The sequence below is a fragment of the Pseudomonas fluorescens genome, from assembly GCF_004683905.1.
In the GTDB taxonomy this organism is placed as follows: Bacteria; Pseudomonadota; Gammaproteobacteria; order Pseudomonadales; family Pseudomonadaceae; genus Aquipseudomonas; species Aquipseudomonas putida_A.
On sequence record NZ_CP038438.1, the window covers coordinates 4,887,123 to 4,908,786 of the forward strand.

Here is a 21,664-nt window from a genome sequence, read left to right on the forward strand (position 1 = left end):
AAGGCGGTCGATCATTCAACCATGATGTTGACTGACCTGACGCCTTCGCGAGCAAGCCCGCTCCCACATTGACCTTTTAACTTCGTCCTGACTGCCAGCGGTCGATCCCGATCACCAGCAAGCCAATCAGCACAAACCCCACCAATATCCCTCCGGCATTGATGAACACCTGTGCATAACCCAGCAGCGCCACATCGATGAACGGATACGCATACGCGCCAAGCAGATGCCCGCGCAGCAACGCGTAAATGAAATACACCAACGGGTAAATCAGCCACAGCGGCAGGTGCCAAAGGCGCAACGTGCCTTTGGGTACGCAAAACCACCAGTAACCGAGAAACAGCAGCGGCATCAGGTCGTGCAGCAGTTCGTCAGCGATAAACTGCCAGCCCTGCGGGTGCCACAAATGCCGCAGCAGAATGCTGTAAGCCAGACCGACCACCGCAATGCTGACCGCAATCCCGCTGCTCACCCATGGCTGGAGAAACCAGCGCTGTGCGGCGGATTCACGCCCGGTGACAGCGCAGGTCAGCACGGTCGCCACCAGGGTGTTGGTGAGTACCGTGAAGTAACTGAAGAAACTCACCAGCCCGCCCAGCAGGCTGGCGTCGACACTCAGCCGCGCAAGGAAAATCAGGTACAGCTGGATACTCAGCCCGGCCCAACCGAGCGTGGCGATGAGCGTGATCAGGCGTCGCCGCGTAACGGCGTCCATCTCAGAGCGGACGCTTGGTGCGCATCAGTTTCACGTACAAGCGCTCGACCTTCTCCCGCGCCCACGGGGTTTTGCGCAGGAAGGTCAGGCTCGACTTGATGCTCGGGTCGCTCTTGAAGCAGCGGATATCGATGCGCTCGGCCAACCCTGACCACTCGTAATGCGCCACCAGCGCATTGAGGATCTGTTCAAGGGTTACGCCATGCAGCGGATCGGGAGTGTGGTCGTTCATGCCAGGCCTTTGGACGGAGGGAAAATGCACAAGCCGCGCACCTTAGCCGAGGGGCCGGTCAGGTGGAAGGCCTTGCATCAAATGTAGGCCAACCCGAGAAGATCGCAGCCTGCAGCCATCGCCACAATGCGCCCGTTTGCCGCACTGTTACCGAATCAGAAATGCTGCATGTCTGCAAAAGCCCTTTGTCTTTTTGTTACAGATCATTATCCTGCCGCCCTTCAGCTGAATCGCTTCACTGCCTGCGTCAAATTGAAGCGCTCGGTTTACCCCCGTAAAACACCAAAAAAGACTGACCCATGCCTGATTTTTCCTTCTCCCGAGACAGCGCTATCTCAGCCCTGCGCCTGCTCGGCGGCTGCACCGCGCTCGGCTTCGCCACCTACGCCCAGGCGGCCCCCGCTTTCGACAGCGACTCACCGTGGATGCTCGGTGACTGGAACGGCACGCGTACCGAACTCGCGGAAAAAGGCTACGACTTCAAACTCGACTACACCGGCGAAATGGGCAGCAACCTGCACGGCGGCTACGACCACGATCGCACCGCGCGTTACAGCGACCAGTTCGGTCTGGGCACGCACCTGGACCTGCAAAAAATCCTTGGCTGGGACGACGCCGAGTTTCAGCTGACCATCACCAAGCGCAGCGGCAACAACATCAGCAACGACCGGATCAACGATCCACGCGTTGGCGGCTTCACCTCGGCCCAGGAAGTCTGGGGCCGTGGCCAGACCACGCGCCTGACGCAGATGTGGTACCAGCAGAAATTCTTCGACCAGAAGCTCGACATCAAGGTCGGCCGCTTCGGCGAAGGCGAAGACTTCAACAGCTTCCCGTGCGACTTCCAGAACCTGGCGTTCTGCGGCTCGCAGGTCGGCAACTGGGTCGGCGGCATCTGGTACAACTGGCCGGTCAGCCAATGGGCGCTGCGGGTCAAATATCACCTGACCCCAGAGTTGTACGCGCAGGTCGGCGCCTACGAGCAGAACCCGTCAAACCTCGATCGCGGCAACGGCTTCAAACTCAGCGGCAGCGGTACCCAAGGCGCCGTGTTGCCGGTGGAACTGGTGTGGACGCCGAAGCTCAACGGCCTGCCGGGCGAATACCGGGCCGGTTACTACTACAGCAGCGCCAAGGCCTCTGACGTCTATAAAGACCAGAACGGCCAGCCCGCCGCACTGAGCGGCGAAGCCTACCGCAGCGCGTCGAGCAAACACGGCGTGTGGTTCGGTGCGCAGCAGCAAGTCACCAGCCTCGCCAGCGACCACTCGCGCGGCTTGAGCGTGTTTGCCAACGCGACGATGCACGACAAGAAAACCAACGCGATCGACAACTACGTGCAGGCCGGCGTGGTCTACAAAGGCCCGTTCGATGCCCGCGCCAAGGACGACATCGGTTTCGCCCTGGCCCGCGTCCACGTCAACCCGGCCTTCCGCAAGAACGCCGAAGCGAGCAATCAGGCGCACGCCGTCTACGACTATGACGACCCGTCCTTCCTGCCGCCGCAGGACACCGAATACAGCGCCGAACTGTATTACGGCGTGCACGTTGCCAACTGGCTGACCGTGCGCCCGAACCTGCAATACATCCGCCATCCGGGCGGCGTGAACGAGGTCGATGACGCACTGATCGCGGGGATCAAGATCCAGTCGTCGTTCTAAAGATTTACGCGAATCCCCAAGGTGGGAGCGGGCTTGCTCGCGAAGGCGGCGTGTCAGTCGATGCATCAGCCTTCTGACACACCGCTTTCGCGAGCAAGCCCGCTCCCACAGGGGATTTATGAAATTCGTTAGCTAGACAAGTTTTTATCTGAACCATACCTGCGCCCAATCGTCATCTAGAGTGACTAAAGCGCGGGACTAAATAAACGTCACGGAGAATCACACTATGAGCACCGAAAGTGCTTCGAGTCGGGGCCGTCTGTTACCGAGCCTGCTCGGCATTCTGCTTCTACTGATGGGCCTGGCCATGCTGGCCGGGGGAGTCAAGCTGAGCATGCTCGGCGGCTCGCTGTACTACCTGCTGGCCGGTATCGGCATTGCGCTGAGCGGCATTCTGTTGCTGCTGCGTCGTCGTGCAGCGCTAGGCCTGTATGCGATCGTGCTGTTCGCCAGCACGGTCTGGGCCTTGTGGGAAGTCGGTCTGGACTGGTGGCAACTGGTGCCGCGTCTGGCCCTGTGGTTCGTTCTCGGCATCGTGATGTTGCTGCCGTGGTTCCGTCGTCCGCTGCTGCTCAATGGCCCGGCGCCGATGGGCACAGGTGGCCTGACCGTGGCCGTGGTGCTGGCCGGCGTCACTGCCCTGGCCAGCCTGTTCACCCACCCGGGCGAAACCTTCGGCGAACTGGGCCGCGACACCGCGGACATGACCAGTACCGCACCGCAAATGCCTGAAGGCGACTGGCAGGCCTATGGCCGCACCGAATTCGGTGACCGCTACTCGCCGCTGAAGCAGATCACCCCGGCCAACGTCGGCAAGCTGCAAGAAGCCTGGCGCATCCAGACCGGCGACCTGCCAACCGCCGATGACCCGGTCGAGCTGACCAACGAAAACACCCCGCTCAAAGCCAACGGCATGCTCTATGCCTGCACCGCGCACAGCAAAGTGCTGGCGCTGGATCCGGACACCGGCAAGGAAATCTGGCGCTTCGACCCGCAGATCAAAAGCCCGGTGGGCTTCAAGGGCTTCGCCCACATGACCTGCCGTGGCGTGTCGTACTACGACGAAGCCGCTTACGCGAAAGCTGATAACGCCGCCTCGGCCGTTATCTCCGAAGCCGGCAAAGCCGTTGCCCAGGCCTGCCCGCGTCGCCTGTACCTGCCAACCGCCGATGCCCGTCTGATCGCTCTGAACGCCGACACCGGCAAGATCTGCGAAGGCTTCGGCAAAAACGGCGTGGTCGACCTGACCCAAGGCATCGGCCCATTCACCGCCGGTGGCTACTACTCCACCTCGCCAGCGGCGATTACCCGTGATCTGGTGATCATGGGCGGTCACGTCACCGACAACGAATCGACCAACGAGCCATCGGGCGTGATCCGCGCTTTCGACGTGCGCGACGGTCACCTCGTATGGAACTGGGATAGCGACAAGCCGGATGCCACCGAGCCATTGGCCCCGGGCGAAACCTACAGCCGCAACTCGGCCAACATGTGGTCGCTGGCCAGCGTCGACGAAAAACTCGGCATGGTCTTCCTGCCACTGGGCAACCAGACTCCAGACCAGTGGGGCGCTGACCGCACTCCAGGCGCCGAGAAATTCAGCGCCGGCATCGTCGCCCTCGACCTGGCCACCGGTAAAGTGCGCTGGAACTACCAGTTCACCCACCACGACCTGTGGGACATGGACGTTGGCAGCCAGCCAACCCTGCTCGACATGAAAACCGCCGAGGGCGTGAAACCGGCGCTGATCGCCCCGACCAAGCAGGGCAGCCTGTACGTCCTCGACCGTCGTGACGGCACGCCGATCATCCCGATCAAGGAAATCCCGGTTCCGCAAGGCGCCGTGAAAGGCGACCACACCGCACCGACCCAGGCCCGTTCGGACCTCAACCTGCTGGCCCCGGAACTGACCGAAAAAGCCATGTGGGGCGCCAGCCCGTTCGACCAGATGCTGTGCCGCATCCAGTTCAAGGAACTGCGCTACGAAGGCCAATACACGCCTCCGTCGGAACAGGGCAGCCTGATCTATCCGGGTAACGTCGGCGTGTTCAACTGGGGCGGCGTCTCGGTCGACCCGGTTCGCCAGATGCTGTTCACCAGCCCGAACTACATGGCCTTCGTTTCGAAAATGGTGCCACGCGAGAAAGTCGCCGCCGGCAGCAAACGCGAGAGCGAAACCGCTGGCGTGCAGCCAAACACCGGCGCGCCATACGCGGTGATCATGCACCCGTTCATGTCGCCACTGGGCGTACCGTGCCAGGCCCCGGCCTGGGGCTACGTCGCCGGTATCGACCTGACCACCGGCAAAGTCGTGTGGAAACGCAAGAACGGCACCAGCCGCGACAGCTCGCCAATCCCGATCGGCTTCACCCTGGGCGTACCAAGCATGGGCGGTTCGATGGTCACTGCAGGCGGCGTCGGCTTCCTCAGCGGCACCCTCGACCAGTACCTGCGCGCCTACGACGTGAACACCGGTAAAGAACTGTGGAAATCGCGTCTGCCGGCTGGCGGCCAAGCGACCCCGATGACCTACACCGGCAAGGACGGCAAGCAATACGTGCTGCTCGTTGTTGGCGGTCACGGCTCGCTGGGCACCAAGATGGGTGACTATGTGATTGCGTACAAACTGCCGGAATAAGTTTTAGCGGCGGTAAAGGAAAGGCGATGCTCCGTGAGGGGCATCGCCTTTTTTGTGCCCACACTTTCTGAGTCCACCGGACAAACCTGTGGGAGCGGGCTTGCTCGCGAAAGCGGTGTATCAACCAATGAGTTTGCCGGCTGACACATTGCCTTCGCGAGCAAGCCCGCTCCCACACTGGACGGTGCCCGTCCTACAGAAGCGCGTTATACGCGGGAGTTTTCCGACAAGTCGCGTCGGTTGTGCCTCGGAAGTTGGCTGGATAGGCTCTGGTGGTCGCTGGAAATTCAGCGAACGGGCGTCGCGGCCTGATAACTGATGCATAATCGCCAACCTGACAGCACCTCGGATGCCTGTTGGTTGTGTCATGGCGGCTGTGCGCGGGATACCTTCTTTGGGGGTATGCCGATTCCTCAGTTATCGGTCCGCGAACCCGCGTACAGCTGCCACCTCAGATTGCGTCGCGGCAATTGAAGGTAGCTCCACTTCACCAACTGAGAACTCATCATGATCAAACCCACACCCAATCCCCCAGAAACCTCGCCCTACGAATCCCTCGATTCCAGAAAACTCCACGACGCCGCCGAGCGTGCGCTGGATCACTACCTGAAGCCCTCCGCCGCCGCGGTGAGATTCCACAAACCCAGCAGCATTTTCCAGGTCGCCCCGGACATGGACAACGAAAGCCTGCTGGTTCACGCCTGCGAATCACTGGCCCAAGCCAGCCTCATGACCAGCGACATCGCCGCGTACATCGACATCCCGCAGCGCCGGACGATACTGGCCATTCAGCAAATCATCATGCTCGCCGAACTGGCGGTGAATCGGGTGCTGGATAATGTGGAAATCACCCAATCTGCGGCACACAGCTGAGCCATAGTGGGAGCGGGCTTGCTCGCGAAAGCGTCAGCACATCCAACACTTGCGGTGACCGACACACCGCTTTCGCGAGCAAGCTCGCTCCCACAGTGGAATTGGGTGAGTCAGGTGGAGATGGGTCGGCTCGTAGGCCGCCATCGCGAGCAGGCTCACTCCCACAGGTAAATTGAGTGCATTCAGCCAGAACATGGTCGGCTGTCAGGCCGCCATCGCTGGCAAGCCAGCTCCCACATTTTTGATTCGTGTATGCCCCATGCGGCGCAGCCGCCCCACTCAAAACAATGAGCGCAAGCTCGAGTACCGCTTTTGATCTTGATCCACGGGCGACGTCGGAAGGCTGAGTGGAGGGATTGATCCGGGGGTGGGAGCGCAGCGACCGTTTGGCGCAGCCAAACACAGCGAGAGGAGGTGCAGCGAAGCAAACCGGAGGCGCTGCCCCACGGATCAGTCCCGGAGCGAAGGAACCCCGAGCCCCAGCGAGCGGGCCGAACGCAGGAGCAAGCCTTTTCGGTTACCTTTTCGGCGTCTGGAAAAGGTGACTCGCCGTAAGGGCGAAACCGCCAGCCGCCACACCCAAAAAAACGGATATACCCCCAAAACCCCAAGAACCTGGTCGGCCCAAAGGCCGCCAAGTCCAAAGCGTGACGCCTGTCAAAACCCTGAACGCACAAGCAGAAACACCGCCCCCCATTGAAACCACCCAAAGCCTGCCCCATCTAAGACCCATACCCCATTGCGCAGGTGCCCCATGAGCGACCAGCAAGAATTCCCGGACAACCCCGACGACTACACCGAAGCAGAACACATCGAACACACCTCATCCGGCAAAGGCCTGGCCCTGCCCGGCCAGAACCTGCCGGACAAGGTCTACGTCATCCCGATCCACAACCGCCCGTTCTTCCCGGCCCAAGTGCTGCCGGTCATCGTCAACGAAGAACCCTGGGCCGAAACCCTCGATCTGGTGAGCAAATCCGACCACCACTCCCTGGCCCTGTTCTTCATGGACACGCCCCAGGAAGACCCGCGCCACTTCAACACCGGCGCCCTTCCCGAATACGGCACCCTGGTCAAAGTCCATCACGCCAGCCGCGAAAACGGCAAACTGCAGTTCGTCGCCCAGGGCCTGAGCCGCGTACGCATCAAGACCTGGCTCAAACACCACCGCCCGCCGTACCTGGTCGAAGTCGAATACCCGCACCAGCCGACCGAGCCGACCGACGAGGTCAAGGCCTACGGCATGGCGCTGATCAACGCGATCAAGGAACTGCTGCCGCTGAACCCGTTGTACAGCGAAGAGCTGAAGAACTACCTCAACCGCTTCAGCCCCAACGATCCGTCGCCGCTGACCGACTTCGCCGCCGCCCTCACGTCGGCGACAGGTAATGAGCTGCAAGAAGTGCTCGACTGCGTGCCGATGCTCAAGCGCATGGAAAAAGTCCTGCCGATGCTGCGCAAGGAAGTCGAAGTCGCGCGCCTGCAGAAAGAGATCTCCGCCGAGGTCAATCGCAAGATCGGCGAGCATCAGCGTGAGTTCTTCCTCAAGGAACAACTCAAGGTGATCCAGCAGGAACTCGGCCTGACCAAGGACGACCGCAGCGCCGATCTCGAACAGTTCGAACAACGCCTGGAAGGCAAAGTCCTGCCGGCACAGGTGCAGAAACGCCTCGAAGAGGAAATGAACAAACTGTCGATCCTCGAGACCGGCTCGCCGGAGTACGCGGTCACCCGCAACTACCTCGACTGGGCGACCTCGGTGCCGTGGGGCGTGTACGGCGAGGACAAACTCGACCTCAAGTACGCGCGCAAGGTACTCGACAAACACCACGCTGGCCTCGACGACATCAAGGATCGCATCCTCGAATTCCTCGCGGTCGGTGCCTACAAAGGCGAGATCAGCGGCTCGATCGTGCTGCTGGTCGGCCCGCCGGGCGTGGGTAAAACCAGCGTCGGCAAATCCATCGCCGAATCCCTTGGCCGACCGTTCTACCGCTTCAGCCTCGGCGGCATGCGTGACGAAGCCGAGATCAAGGGCCACCGCCGCACCTACATCGGCGCGCAGCCGGGCAAACTGGTGCAGGCGCTGAAAGACGTCGAAGTGATGAACCCGGTGATCATGCTCGACGAGATCGACAAAATGGGCCAGAGCTACCAGGGCGACCCGGCCTCGGCGCTGCTGGAAACCCTCGACCCGGAGCAGAACGTCGAATTCCTCGACCATTACCTCGACCTGCGCATGGACCTGTCGAAAGTGCTGTTCGTGTGCACCGCCAACACCCTGGATTCGATTCCCGGGCCGTTGCTGGACCGGATGGAAGTGATTCGCCTGTCGGGCTACATCACCGAAGAAAAAGTCGCCATCGCCAAGCGTCACCTGTGGCCGAAACTGCTGGAAAAGGCTGGCGTGTCCAAGGGCAGCCTGAGCATCAGCGACAGCGCACTCAAGGCCTTGATCGACGGTTACGCCCGCGAAGCCGGGGTGCGCCAACTGGAAAAACAGATGGGCAAACTGGTGCGCAAAGCGGTGATGAAGCTGATCGACGACCCGAAAGCAGTGATCAAGCTCGGGCCGAAAGACCTCGAAGCCTCGCTGGGCCATCCGGTGTTCCGCAATGAACAAGTGCTGTCCGGCACCGGCGTCATTACCGGTCTGGCCTGGACCAGCATGGGCGGCGCGACCCTGCCGATCGAAGCCACGCGAATTCACACGCTCAACCGTGGTTTCAAACTCACCGGGCAACTGGGTGACGTGATGAAAGAGTCGGCGGAGATCGCCTACAGCTACGTCAGCTCACACCTGAAACAGTTTGGCGGCGATGCGAAATTCTTCGACGAGGCCTTCGTCCACCTGCACGTGCCGGAAGGCGCCACACCGAAAGACGGCCCGAGCGCCGGCGTGACCATGGCCAGCGCCCTGCTCTCGCTCGCCCGCAATCAGCCGCCGAAAAAAGGCGTGGCGATGACCGGCGAACTGACCCTGACCGGGCATGTACTGCCGATTGGCGGGGTGCGTGAGAAGGTGATCGCGGCGCGGCGGCAGAAGATCTTCGAACTGATCCTGCCGGAGCCGAACCGGGGCAACTTTGAGGAGTTGCCGGATTATCTGAAGGAAGGCATTACCGTGCACTTCGCCAAGCGCTTTGCGGATGTAGCGAAAGTTTTGTTCTGATTTAGACATTGGTCGTTATCAATCAAACAACGATAACGACCAATACTTCTTCGCATAGCCGAGCACTTCATAATTGCCAAGCGATATAAAAAACTGACATTTCTGACAGTTCCGAAGTTTTCTATCTTGAATAAGCTCTACCTTGTTTCTCCCCCCAGGTTAGACACAGGAGCTTCAAGATGAATAACTCAAAAGATGCAAGGACGTTTGCTCGCGGTATTTTGACAGCCTACATTCCAGAGGACGTCAACTTCTCGACCGATAAACTAATCATAAGTACTCATAAAGAAACCCTAGCCCTGGAAGGAATCTACCGCCGTCCTGACCAACCGAACTTTTCAAGAAACGTCAGGGTTTTCCTGACAAAAAAAGACCAGAAGTATCCGGACAATGGCAGGCATGACTTTCCTGCAGAAAATATCAGAGTCGAATATGACGGAAATTTTAACGCCGATTTTTTTAGGACCATTCCGGGAGAAGGCGTTATTTTTCTCAACCTTGACCCTGTCACCCATCGCTACTCCTGTGCGATGGATATAAGTTTCACAAAAGAGGGCAGTGACGAAAGTTTTCCTGTTATTTGCTCATTTACCATGATCCATCAATAGTCTGCTGCTGATCAAAGTCAGCATTTTTGCATCGGCCGACGCTAAGTTGCCGGATTATCTGAAGGAGGGCATTACCGTGCACTTCGCCAAGCGCTTTGCGGATGTGGCGAAAGTGTTGTTCTGACAGTTATCCAGAGCCTGACACGCCGCCTTCGCGAGCAAGCCCGCTCCCACAGGGTTCTGTAGTGAACACAGCATTTGTGGTCACCACACAACTACTGTGGGAGCGGGCTTGCTCGCGAAGGCGTCTGTGGCAACACCACAGAACCGCCTCACCGTCACACTTTGTCTCATCTTCAGTTATGCTCGCCGTTCGTCGTCAACGCCGGAGCCACTGAGCCTATGTCCGCCACTCGCCTGTTTGTCCCTCTCGCCCTCTCTTTGCTGGCCGCCTGCGCCACGCAGCCAAAACAGAACGTGACCGTGGAAAACCAGAGCGAATGCCCCGTGCAGTTGACCAACGGACAAAACCTGATCGTGATGCTGCCGAGCAACCCGACCACGGGCTATCGCTGGGCAATTCAGGATTCCGCCGGCGGCGTGCTACATGCACTCAGCCCTGAGGTTTACAGCAGTCCGAAAGATTCCGGCATGGTCGGCGCGGGCGGTTTTTCCACCTGGCGCTTCCAGGCCTTTGCCACCGGCAACGGCCGCTTGCGCCTGACCTCGCAGCAGCCCTGGGAACCGGAAGTTGAACCGGCAGAAACCTTCGACTGCGCCATTTCGGTGAACTGATCGTGGGCTGGCTGATTCTGGCGCTGATGGGCGCGGTGACGTTTCTCTACGGTGTGAGCACGCATGCGGCGCTGCTCTGCCTGCTGGTCAAACCGTTACCGGTGCTGGCGCTGCTCGGCTGGCTGCACGATGCGCCACCCAGCGACTATCGACGCTGGATCAGTCTGGGGCTGATTTTCTCTGTGCTCGGTGACGTGTTGCTGGCGTGGCCGGGGGATTTGTTTGTGTTTGGTCTGGGTGCGTTTCTGGTTGCGCACCTGGCGTACCTCAAGGCTTACCTCAGCGATTGCAAGCGTTTGGCGCTCTTGCCGCTGGTGCTCGCGCTCGGCGTCGGCGCGGTGCTGCTGGGGATTTTGATTTCCAGTGGCCTCGGGCCGTTGCTAGTGCCAGTGGTCGTCTATGGCACCGCGATCAGCGCCATGCTCTGGCGCGCCCTCGCCCGCCTCGGCACCGATGTGCCCAAGCGTTCGGCGCTGCTGGCGGCGGCGGGTGCGCTGGCGTTCGTGTTCTCCGACAGTGTGATCGGCATTGATCGCTTTGTGGCGCCGTTTCATGCTGCGCCGTACGTGATCATCCTCAGTTACTGGCTGGGCCAGTGGGGGATTGCCGCTTCGGCGTTTTCCGTGAAACACCGCTAATTTTGTAGTGAGGGGATTCATCCCCGATGGGCTGCGCAGCGGCCCTGAAACCGGTCAATCAGGTATGTCAGACAGACCGCGGGCACAGATCTTGGGGCTGCTTCGCAGCCCATCGGGGATAAATCCCCTCGCCACGTCGGACAACCCAAGCATCCCGACGCCACTTTGGCTAAAATGCCGGCCTTTTCATCAACACCGCCGGAACCGCCGTGAGCAAAGAACCCGATCGCATTTTCGCCCAGCCGATGGCCCAGGTGCCTGACTTCGCCTTCAACGAGGACGTGGTGCGGGTGTTCCCGGACATGATCAAGCGCTCGGTGCCGGGTTACCCGACCATCGTCGAAAACCTCGGCGTACTCGCGGCGCAATTCGCTCAACCGAACAGCGTGCTTTACGACCTCGGCGCTTCGCTCGGCGCCGTGACTCAAGCCTTGCGCCGTCACGTGCGCACCGACGGTTGCCGGGTGATCGCGGTGGATAACTCGGCGGCGATGATCGAACGCTGCCGCGAGTACCTCAACGGTCAGGATTCGATGTTCCAGGAGCTGCTCCCGGTCGAGGTAATCGAAGGCGATATCCTCGCCCTCGAGTTCAAACCGGCCTCGGTGGTGGCACTGAACTTCACCCTGCAATTCATCGCCCCGGAGCAGCGCACCGCGTTGCTCTCGCGTATTCGCCAGTCGCTGCTGCCCGGCGGCGCGCTGATTCTCTCGGAGAAGCTGCGCTTCAACGATGCCGAAGAACACGCGCTGCTCACCGATCTGCACGTCGCGTTCAAACGCGCCAACGGCTACAGCGAACTGGAAATCGCCCAGAAGCGCAGCGCCATCGAAAACGTCATGAAGCCCGACAGCCTCGAAGAACACCGCGAACGCCTGCTGGCCGCCGGGTTCTCGAAAGTCGTGCCGTGGTTCCAGTGTCTTAACTTTGCCTCGTTGATTGCCTTGCCATGATTGATCTGTCCCCCCTCGCCCGCCGTCTGGCCGGCACCCCGCTGGCCGACTGGGCCAACACCCTGCAAGGGCAACTCGACAAGAAAATGGAGAAAGGTCACGGCGATCTGGAGCGCTGGCAGAGTGCGCTGGACGCGTTGCCGAAACTTGAGCCGACTGAAGTCGATCTGCTCAACGGCCTGAAACTGGACACCGACTGCGACGACGAAACCCGCGCGCAGATGCGCACCGCGCTGATGGGCCTGTCGCCGTGGCGCAAGGGGCCGTTCGACCTGTTCGGCGTGCACGTCGACACCGAATGGCGCTCGGACTGGAAGTGGTCGCGGGTCGCCCCGCATCTGGATCTGAAGGGCAAACGCATCCTCGATGTCGGTTGCGGCAACGGCTACTACATGTGGCGCATGCTCGGCGCCGGTGCCGACAGCGTGATCGGCGTCGATCCGAACTGGCTGTTCTTCTGCCAGTTCCAGGCCGTGCAGCGTTATCTGTCCGAGCCGAATGCCTGGCACCTGCCGTTCCCGTTCGAAGACCTGCCGCCGAACCTTGAAGGCTTCGACACAGTGTTTTCGATGGGTGTGTTCTACCACCGACGTTCGCCGATCGAGCATTTGCTGGCGCTGAAGGATTGCCTGGTCAAGGGCGGCGAGCTGGTGCTGGAAACGCTGGTGGTTGAAGGCGACAAGCATCAAGTGCTGGTGCCGGAAGATCGCTACGCGCAGATGCGCAACGTGTGGTTCCTGCCGTCGGTACCGGCGCTGGAATTGTGGCTGCGTCGGGCAGGTTTCACCGATATTCGTTGTGTCGACGTCAGCACCACCACCGTTGAAGAACAACGCGGTACCGAGTGGATGAAGTATCAATCGTTGAGCGACTTCCTTGATCCCGAGGATCACAGCAAGACCATCGAAGGGCTGCCGGCGCCGATGCGCGCGGTGATTGTGGCCCGTAAGTAACCCTCTCAAACACCGCATAACCTTGTAGGAGTGAGCCTGCTCGCGATAGCGGTCTGACAGTCAAAGCAATGTTGAATGTCAGACCGCTATCGCGAGCAGGCTCACTCCTACAGTTGGGGGTTGTGTTTATTCAGATGGTTTTGCGCGACGGGCTCTGAAGAATTCGGTCAGCACTGCTCCACATTCTTCGGCCAGCACCCCACCCTCATACAACACCCGGTGATTCAAAAAGCCCTGGGTAAAGAACTGTCCCTGACTCTGCACAACCCCGGCCTTCGGCTCCAGCGCGCCATACACCACCCGGGCAATGCGTGAATGCACGATCAGCCCGGCGCACATGCTGCACGGTTCCAGCGTCACGTACAGCGTGCTGCCGGGCAGGCGATAGTTGCTGACAGCTTGCGCAGCAGCGCGGATCGCGACCATTTCCGCGTGGGCACTCGGGTCGCTGGTGGTGATCGGGCAGTTGTAGCCACGCCCGATGATTTCACCGTCCTGCACCAGCACCGCGCCCACCGGCACTTCGCCGAGGGCTGCGCCTTGGGCAGCAAGCTCCAGCGCTTCACGCATGAAATCGCGGTCACGGCTGCGGTCGATGATCGCGGCGGGGCGAATCTGGCGCATCACTTCACCTCGATGGCGGCCATCAGGCCGGTTTCCATGTGGTCGATCACGTGGCAATGGAACATCCATACCCCCGGGTTATCCGCCACCAGCGCCACTTGCGCACGCTCGTTCTTGCCCAGCAGATAGGTGTCGGTGAAGTACGGCGTGATCTTGTGCCGGTTCGACGCAATCACCTTGAAGCTCATGCCGTGCAGGTGAATCGGGTGCTGATACTGAGTCATGTTCTTCAGTTCGAAGATGTAGCTCTGGCCCAGTTTCAGGCTGGCAATCGGCCGATCGGCGCAGGTCTTGTCCGTGATGTCCCAGGCCTTGCCGTTGATCTGCCACAGGCTCGGTGGCTTGCCGTTGTCGACATTCACCGACACCGAACCGACCCATTCGAAATTGAAGTTGAGTTTCTCGGCATTCGCCAGATCCGGCTCGGCCACCGGGTTGGCGGGCAAGGCTTTCGGCCACTCGGTTGGCGCATCGTTATTGGCCACCGAGCGCAAGGTTCCCAGTCGCACCGGGCCGTTGCGCAGCGACAACTCTTCACCGGCCGGCGGCGCCTTGATCGCCAGGCAAATGCGCATGCCGGGGCCGAGCCAGTATTCCTTGCCCAGCGGCCGCGGCTCGATCGGGTTGCCGTCCAGCGCATAGATCTGCGCTTCGACGCCGGGGATGTTGATGCGATAGGTCAGGGTGTTGTCGAGGTTGAGCAAACGCACCCGGGTGATCTGCCCCGCCGGCAACTCGATCACCGGCGTTGGCACACCGTTGATGGTCGACAAGCGCCCCGCCGTACCGCCACGCGCCGCTTCACGGGGAATGCTGAACTCGACGAAATTGCCTTGCTCGTCGATGTGCCAGTTCTTCAGACTCAGGGTCTTTTCGTACTTGAAACCGGTCGGCTCGCGCTCTTCGACAATCAACGGCCCGACCAGCCCGCGCCCCAGCTCTTCGCTGCTGCTGACGTGCGGGTGATACCAGTAGCTGCCCGCGTCCGGCACGCGGAATTTGTAATCGAAGTATTCACCGGGCAGCACCGGCAATTGCGAGACGTACGGCACACCGTCCATCTCCAGCGGCAAACGGATGCCGTGCCAGTGAATGGTGGTCGCCACCGGCAGGTGGTTGATGAAACGCACCCGCAGCCACTCGCCCTGACGCACACGCAGTTCGGTGCCCGGCGCCGACGGGCCGAACGCCCAGGCCTCGGTCTTGTGCCCCGGCACCAGCTCAACGTCCAGTGGCGCCGCGATCAGCTCGTAGTCGTGGCCCGCGTCAGCATCGGCCATCTTGCCCAGCCAGTAACGTGACGCGCCTCCCGCTCCGACACCAACGACAACAAGACCGGCCAGGCCACCGAGGATTTGGCGACGGGTAAAGGACATGAACTCAACTACCTCACGTATCTGCGTCGGGCACCGGGCCCGCAAAAGGCAAATACGATACACCTGCAATTGCGAAACAGTAAGGGCAGCGCGGCGGATGGACGCAGTTGCGCCTCGCGCGTACACGATTTCAACTGCTCAAGTGACATAACTATGTAGTGCACATGCATCGAACAGCCGGGCCATCCTGTGCCACCCGTTTCTCAAGGAAAGAGAGCCCAAACACATGCCCAACCCGATGCCCAACGCCGCCGACAAGGCCGCGCTCAAGGCGATTGCCGCCACCGTCATCCAGACCTGCCCGAGCCTGCAGGACGCTGCTCGACAGGTCGCCAGCGACTTGTTGATCAAATACCAGGTCCACGGCCTCGACCCGGATCAGGTGTATTTCCACCGCTTCGACGCCTCGCAAAGCAGTTCGAATGCCTTCACCGGCTGGGAGCACGTGCACGCCACGCCCACGTCAAGCATGACCCTGACCCAGTTGGTGATTCACCGCTTTCGCGTCGCCGATCAGGACAACGCCGACCTGCTCGATGTCTATGGCGGTTTCTATACTGCCGGTCCCGACGCCCGTACCTTCGATGAACGCAATGAAGTGCGCCTGCATAGCAACGATGTGCTCAAGGACTTCTGGAGCATCGACTTCAGCGCGCTGTACGACGCTCAACTGAACGCATTCTGGAACACCAGCGGCAGCGACTTTCGTACCCTGGCCAAGTGCAACTTCCTGATCAAAGCGCTACAGGCGCGGGACAAACGTCAGCTGAGTGGCGAGGATTTCCAGTTCGTCACGCAAGCGGCGATCGGCCCGCTGACGTGGCCAGTCAGCCTGCCAATGCTGCAGACCAGCCACCCTTGCCCGGACAGTGTGCGCACGCTGGACATTGCCGGTTACGCCGCTACCAACGTCCTGCGTTTCGTCATGCCCCAGGGTCGGCAGATCCTCTACCTGCCCGGCAACAGCGATGCATTCCATGTACTGGAAAGCGCCACCGACCTGCACTTCTGGATCCTGCAGCGGATGAACACACCTGCGGCGCGCGAGACATTCCTTGCGCATTTCTCGCTGGCCGACCGGCAGCAGATCAACGCTAATCTTGGTGACCTGATGAATCGCCTGGTGGCTACGTGGGGCCGCTACGATCACTCGATGATCAATCAGGACAACCGCGCGGTCAGTGGCGACGCCTTCACCTGGCTGAGTGACTCGACCCGCACGGCGATGTTTGCCGAAGCCAGCCTGTCCCTGACCTCCAACGGTGACCTGCGCAAGAAGCTGTGGATCGGCTACCTCAGCGCCGGGGTCAAGGTTTTCGGGCCAATGGCGGTGGTCGGCTGGCCAGTCGCATTGCCGGTGATCGGCGCCAGCATTGCCAACATGGGGCTGAACATCGATCAGGCGGTCAATGGCAAAACCGCCGCCGAGCGCAAGGCCGGGATTGTCGGTGCGGTGCTCAGCGGCATCGACATGCTGTTCAACCTGCTGGCACTCAAGGGCCCGGGATCATTGGCCGAGGTCGGACCCGAGGTGGATGCCGCCGAAGCGGCGGAGATGAGCGACCTGACCGATAAAGTCGGGACGCCGATGGGTGGGCCTCAGCCGTCGATTGCCACACCCCTGATTGAAGACACCCCGCGACCGGTCATTCCGCCGAGCTGGCAAGCCAATGAGTTGCTCGACGGCATTACGCCGGTGAGCGAGCCCGGAAAATTCCAGGGCATTTATCTGCTCGATTCGAACCCCTCAACCGCCATCCTGATGGACGACACCGCCTATTACGTACGCTACGAAGCCGACATCAACGGCAGCGGACACTGGGCGGTCATCGATCCTGAGCACCCCCACGGCTTTACTCGCTCGATCCCGGTACGCCTGAACCCTGAGGGTGAATGGGAAGCCATGCCTCGCGCAGGACTCGCCGGCGGTGGCAAACCTTCGGCACTGGCCGGATCAAGCAGCCGCAGCCCGCTGACCGCCCTGCCCGCCTCGCAATACGACGTACCCGCACCGCTCAAGGCGCATCTGGAGGAAGGCGCGGCCGGGCTGAATGACGAGGCCTTGCGCGATTTCTACGACAGCCTGAACGAGTTCGATGCCTACCGCGACTTCAAGGTCATCCGCAAACGCCTGTATCACGATGCACTGGATTTTTTCAGCACGCTGCGCCTGCCCGATCGTCCTCCGGTGCCCGCCCTGGCGGCAGACGCGACCGCCGAAGAAATTATCGAGAAAATCCTCGAACATGCCCGGGGCCTGGTGCTCGGCGAGAGCCACACGGCCATCGGCAGCAAGCAATGGCTGATCGAGAACATGCCATTGCTCGCCAGCAAACAGGTGAAGAGCCTGTACATGGAGCACCTGCTGACCGACTTCCATCAAGCCGCGCTGGATGAATTCTTCCGCACCGGCAACATGCCGCAAAAACTCGAGGCCTATCTCAAGGCACTCGACGTCGGCAACATGACCGATCCGCTGGAGCGCTACACGTTCCTGGAACTGGTCAAGGAAGCCAGAAAGCAGGGGATCCATGTACAAGCCATCGATTGCATGGCGAGTTACCGACTCAACGGCATGGACTTGCCATTGGGCAACAACACCGCGCGGCAGAAAATGATGAATTACTTCGCGCGTCTGATGATCCGTGCCGATCAGTCCGCACGCGGCGCGCACAAATGGGTGGCGCTGATGGGCAACTCTCACTCCAACACTTTTGATGGGGTTGCCGGCGTCAGCGAACTGGAAGAGGCAATCGGCATTCGCGTCGAGGATGTCGCCGAAGGGACTTCACGGGGCATTGAAGTCGATCCCGGGAGAATCCTGCCCTTGGGCGGTACGGCGCACGATCGTTCCGCGCTGGTCAGAGGCGACTTGCGCCTGCAAATCGAAACACCCTGGACCGCGCACACGATGACCGAATTCGAAACCCTGCTGCCTCGCTACGGCATGTACTCCCTGAAGCAGCAACCCAACCTGACGTTCATCGTTCATCGCAGCCGCACCCGAGAACTGGTACGGACCGTCATCGACACCGACGGCAAACATTTCTACATCGAACGCCCCGGCTGGCCTTCGGTGAGCGGTAAACGCTACCCGAGCATGAAAGCGCTGCTGCAAGCTCTGGATGACATGGGCATGCAACTGGGTGGCTGGTCAAAACCGCTGTAACGCAAAAACAGAAAAGCCGTGTGAAACGGATTTCACACGGCTTTTCGGTTGCGGCGATCAAGCCTTTACGGCTTGCGCGGGATCACTCCCACTCAATGGTCGCCGGCGGCTTGCTCGACACGTCGTAAGTGACGCGCGAAATACCTTCGATTTCATTGATGATGCGGCCGGAGACGGTTTCCAGCAGTTCGTAAGGCAGGTGTGCCCAACGTGCGGTCATGAAGTCGATGGTTTCCACGGCACGCAGGGCCACGACCCAGGCGTAACGACGGCCGTCGCCGACCACGCCAACCGATTTCACTGGCTGGAACACCACGAAGGCCTGGCTGACTTTGTGATACCAGTCGGCTTTGCGCAGTTCTTCGATGAAGATATGGTCGGCGCGACGCAGCAGGTCGGCGTATTCCTTCTTCACTTCACCGAGGATGCGCACGCCCAGACCCGGGCCCGGGAACGGGTGACGGTAGACCATGTCGTACGGCAGGCCCAGTTCCAGACCCAGACGACGGACTTCGTCCTTGAACAGTTCGCGCAGTGGCTCGACCAGTTTCAGGTTCATTTCTTCCGGCAGGCCGCCCACGTTGTGGTGCGACTTGATCACGTGGGCCTTGCCGCTTTTCGCGCCAGCCGACTCGATCACGTCCGGGTAGATGGTGCCTTGCGCCAGGTACTTGATGTTGTCCAGCTTGCAGGATTCGGCATCGAACACGTCGATGAAGGTACGGCCGATGATCTTGCGCTTCTTCTCTGGATCAGCTTCGCCGGCCAGGTTGTTCAGGAACTGGTCTTCCGCGTTGGCGCGGATCACCTTGACGCCCATGTTCTCGGCGAACATGGCCATCACTTGCTCGCCTTCGTGCAGACGCAGCAGGCCGTTGTCGACGAAGACGCAGGTCAGTTGGTCGCCGATGGCTTTGTGCAGCAGCGCCGCAACCACCGAGGAGTCAACGCCGCCGGACAGACCCAGCAGCACGTTGTCGGTGCCGACCTGTGCGCGGATGTTGGCGATGGCGTCTTCAGCGATCTTCGACGGAGTCCACAGGGCTTCACAGCCGCAGATGTCGAGCACGAAGCGCGAGAGGATGCGGCCGCCCTGCTTGGTGTGGGTCACTTCCGGGTGGAACTGCACGCCGTAGTAAGCGCGTTCGTCATTGAACATGCCGGCGATCGGGCAGCTCGGGGTGCTGGCCAGGATGTGGAAGTCTTCCGGCATCTTGGTGACCTTGTCACCGTGGCTCATCCACACGTCGAGACCGAACAGGCCGTCAGCGTCGATGTGGTCCTCGATGCCGTCGAGCAGGCGGCTCTTGCCGACTACGTCAACGCGGGCGTAACCGAACTCACGCAGCTCGGAACCTTCAACCTTGCCGCCCAGTTGCTCGGCCATGGTCTGCATGCCGTAGCAGATACCGAAGACCGGCACGCCCAGATCGAAGACTGCCTGTGGGCAGCGCGGGCTGTTGGCTTCGTGCACGGACTCGGGGCCGCCGGCGAGGATGACGCCTTTAGGTGCGAATTCGCGGATCGCCTCTTCGTCCATGTCGAACGGGTGCAGCTCGCAATACACACCGATCTCGCGCACGCGGCGGGCAATCAGTTGGGTGTATTGCGAACCGAAGTCGAGGATCAGGATGCGGTGAGCGTGAATGTCGAGGGCCATGATTCAGTCTCGTCTAAGTAATTCAGAAACAGTCGTGATTCAGAAACAACTCGGGGCTGAATAAAACAGCCCCGGTTGCTTAACGATTTGCTTGAAGCATCAACCTACGCGGTAGTTTGGCGCTTCTTTGGTGATCTGCACGTCGTGAACGTGGGATTCGGCCATACCGGCACCGGTGATCCGCACGAACTCAGGCTTGGTGCGCATTTCTTCGATGTTGGCGCTGCCGGTGTAACCCATCGAGGAACGCAGACCGCCCATCAACTGGTGGATGATCGCCGTCAGGGTGCCTTTGTACGGCACACGGCCTTCGATCCCTTCCGGAACAAGCTTCTCGGCGCCTGCCGAGGAGTCCTGGAAGTAACGGTCGGAAGAACCTTGCGCTTGGGACATGGCGCCCAGCGAACCCATGCCGCGATAAGCCTTGTAAGAACGGCCTTGGAACAGTTCGATCTCGCCCGGGGCTTCTTCAGTACCGGCGAACATCGAACCCATCATCACGCAGGACGCCCCAGCGACGATGGCCTTGGACAGGTCACCGGAGAAACGGATGCCGCCGTCGGCGATCAACGGCACGCCAGTGCCTTCAAGGGCAGCGGCGACGTTGGCGATGGCACTGATTTGCGGCACGCCGACACCGGCGACGATGCGGGTGGTGCAGATCGAGCCAGGGCCGATACCGACCTTGACCGCATCGGCACCCGCTTCGGCCAGGGCCTTGGCGGCTGCGCCGGTGGCGATGTTGCCGCCGATCACCTGCACTTCAGGGAAATTCTCTTTGACCCAGCGAACGCGGTCGATCACGCCCTTGGAGTGACCGTGTGCGGTGTCGACCACCACCACGTCCACACCGGCGTTGACCAGAGCGGCAACGCGGTCACCGGTGTCTTTACCGGTACCGACGGCAGCGCCAACGCGCAGACGACCTTGATCGTCCTTGCTGGCCAGCGGGTAGGCTTTGGCTTTTTCGATGTCTTTGACGGTCATCATGCCTTTGAGGGCAAACTTGTCGTCGACGATCAGGACTTTTTCCAGGCGGTGCTTGTGCAGCAACTCGCGGACTTCGTTCTTGTCGGCGCCTTCACGCACGGTGACCAGACGCTCTTTAGGCGTCATCACTTCACGTACGGTGGCTTCCAGACGGGTTTCGAAGCGGACGTCACGGGAGGTGACGATGCCGACCAGGTCGCCATCGTGCAGCACCGGAACGCCGGAAATGTTGTGCATGCGGGTCAGTTCGAACAGGTCACGCACCGTGGCATCAGCCTCGATGGTGATCGGATCTTTCACGACGCCGGCTTCGAACTTCTTGACCTTACGCACTTCGGCAGCTTGCTGCTCGATGGTCATGTTCTTGTGGATGATACCGATACCACCTTCCTGAGCCATGGCGATTGCCAGACGGGCTTCAGTAACGGTGTCCATGGCGGCAGAAACCAGAGGAATATTCAGCTCGATGCCACGGGTAAGGCGGGTCTTGAGACTGACTTCGTTAGGAAGCACCTCGGAATAACCGGGCACTAGGAGAATGTCGTCGAATGTCAGAGCTTCTTGGCTGATACGCAGCATCGCGGGGGCTCCCGAGCGGGAAAATGGAAGCGCGCCATTATAGTCAGACACCCCCTGCTGTTCAATGTAAAACTCAGCTTAATATCAA

General features: G+C 60.6%; 16 protein-coding genes and 1 pseudogene. 11 read left to right on the forward strand and 6 right to left on the reverse strand.

Annotated elements, in window-relative coordinates; translation table 11 throughout:
• Positions 1 to 76 precede the first annotated feature (76 nt).
• Together E4T63_RS22430 and E4T63_RS22435 are read right to left on the reverse strand one after the other, a co-directional pair.
• Positions 77 to 715, reverse strand: a complete 639-nt coding sequence (locus E4T63_RS22430) for a Pr6Pr family membrane protein (protein ID WP_135296491.1) — start codon at positions 713 to 715, stop codon at positions 77 to 79.
• Between the two features lies 1 nt (position 716).
• The gene (locus E4T63_RS22435; RefSeq protein ID WP_003227831.1) at positions 717 to 947 is read right to left on the reverse strand and encodes a VF530 family DNA-binding protein; all 231 of its coding nucleotides are present in this window, start codon (positions 945 to 947) and stop codon (positions 717 to 719) included.
• Between the two features lie 299 nt (positions 948 to 1,246).
• Here E4T63_RS22435 and E4T63_RS22440 point away from each other — a divergent pair, with 299 nt between their 5' ends.
• The 10 genes and pseudogenes from E4T63_RS22440 to cmoB all read left to right on the forward strand — a co-directional run bounded on the left by E4T63_RS22440 (position 1,247) and on the right by cmoB (position 13,178).
• Entirely contained in the window at positions 1,247 to 2,608 is a 1,362-nt protein-coding gene (locus tag E4T63_RS22440; RefSeq protein WP_098965447.1) for a carbohydrate porin, read from the forward strand.
• Between the two features lie 226 nt (positions 2,609 to 2,834).
• The gene (locus E4T63_RS22445) at positions 2,835 to 5,246 is read left to right on the forward strand and encodes a glucose/quinate/shikimate family membrane-bound PQQ-dependent dehydrogenase (protein WP_135296492.1); all 2,412 of its coding nucleotides are present in this window, start codon (positions 2,835 to 2,837) and stop codon (positions 5,244 to 5,246) included.
• A 507-nt stretch (positions 5,247 to 5,753) separates the two neighbouring features.
• A complete protein-coding gene (locus E4T63_RS22455; protein ID WP_135296493.1) occupies positions 5,754 to 6,119 on the forward strand; it encodes a DUF6124 family protein in 366 nt (121 codons plus the stop codon).
• Positions 6,120 to 6,873: 754 nt separating this feature from the next.
• The gene (gene lon, locus E4T63_RS22465) at positions 6,874 to 9,291 is read left to right on the forward strand and encodes an endopeptidase La (protein ID WP_027612113.1); all 2,418 of its coding nucleotides are present in this window, start codon (positions 6,874 to 6,876) and stop codon (positions 9,289 to 9,291) included.
• Positions 9,292 to 9,470: 179 nt separating this feature from the next.
• Positions 9,471 to 9,899, forward strand: a complete 429-nt coding sequence (locus E4T63_RS22470; protein ID WP_135296494.1) for a hypothetical protein — start codon at positions 9,471 to 9,473, stop codon at positions 9,897 to 9,899.
• Positions 9,900 to 9,942: 43 nt separating this feature from the next.
• Positions 9,943 to 10,023: pseudogene (locus tag E4T63_RS29075) on the forward strand (hypothetical protein); the annotation flags it as partial.
• Between the two features lie 218 nt (positions 10,024 to 10,241).
• Entirely contained in the window at positions 10,242 to 10,634 is a 393-nt protein-coding gene (locus E4T63_RS22475) for a protease inhibitor I42 family protein (protein ID WP_098965453.1), read from the forward strand.
• Between the two features lie 2 nt (positions 10,635 to 10,636).
• The gene (locus E4T63_RS22480; protein WP_209318219.1) at positions 10,637 to 11,272 is read left to right on the forward strand and encodes a lysoplasmalogenase; all 636 of its coding nucleotides are present in this window, start codon (positions 10,637 to 10,639) and stop codon (positions 11,270 to 11,272) included.
• Between the two features lie 245 nt (positions 11,273 to 11,517).
• The gene (gene cmoA / locus E4T63_RS22485; protein ID WP_245223473.1) at positions 11,518 to 12,225 is read left to right on the forward strand and encodes a carboxy-S-adenosyl-L-methionine synthase CmoA; all 708 of its coding nucleotides are present in this window, start codon (positions 11,518 to 11,520) and stop codon (positions 12,223 to 12,225) included.
• Complete coding sequence (gene cmoB, locus E4T63_RS22490; RefSeq protein WP_135296497.1) at positions 12,222 to 13,178, forward strand: tRNA 5-methoxyuridine(34)/uridine 5-oxyacetic acid(34) synthase CmoB; 957 nt, start codon at positions 12,222 to 12,224, stop codon at positions 13,176 to 13,178. Before cmoA ends, cmoB begins: the two co-directional genes overlap by 4 nt.
• A gap of 126 nt (positions 13,179 to 13,304) precedes the next feature.
• On the opposite strand, the gene tadA is transcribed toward cmoB, so the two are convergent.
• Together tadA and E4T63_RS22500 are read right to left on the reverse strand one after the other, a co-directional pair.
• Positions 13,305 to 13,802 carry a tRNA adenosine(34) deaminase TadA gene (tadA, locus tag E4T63_RS22495; protein ID WP_135296498.1) on the reverse strand — a complete coding sequence of 166 codons (498 nt, stop codon included), beginning with the start codon at positions 13,800 to 13,802 and terminating at the stop codon, positions 13,305 to 13,307.
• Positions 13,802 to 15,178, reverse strand: coding sequence for a multicopper oxidase family protein (locus tag E4T63_RS22500; RefSeq protein WP_095136913.1), 1,377 nt, complete (start codon positions 15,176 to 15,178; stop codon positions 13,802 to 13,804). Before E4T63_RS22500 ends, tadA begins: the two co-directional genes overlap by 1 nt.
• A 226-nt stretch (positions 15,179 to 15,404) precedes the next feature.
• Between E4T63_RS22500 and E4T63_RS22505 the strand changes: the two genes are divergently transcribed.
• Positions 15,405 to 18,347, forward strand: a complete 2,943-nt coding sequence (locus E4T63_RS22505; RefSeq protein WP_135296499.1) for a membrane-targeted effector domain-containing toxin — start codon at positions 15,405 to 15,407, stop codon at positions 18,345 to 18,347.
• 82 nt (positions 18,348 to 18,429) lie between these two features.
• On the opposite strand, the gene guaA is transcribed toward E4T63_RS22505, so the two are convergent.
• Both guaA and guaB read right to left on the reverse strand, forming a co-directional pair.
• On the reverse strand, positions 18,430 to 20,007 hold the full coding sequence (guaA, locus tag E4T63_RS22510) for a glutamine-hydrolyzing GMP synthase (protein WP_027612122.1): 1,578 nt from the start codon (positions 20,005 to 20,007) through the stop codon (positions 18,430 to 18,432).
• Between the two features lie 99 nt (positions 20,008 to 20,106).
• A complete protein-coding gene (guaB, locus tag E4T63_RS22515; RefSeq protein WP_027612123.1) occupies positions 20,107 to 21,576 on the reverse strand; it encodes an IMP dehydrogenase in 1,470 nt (489 codons plus the stop codon).
• Positions 21,577 to 21,664: the final 88 nt, after the last annotated feature.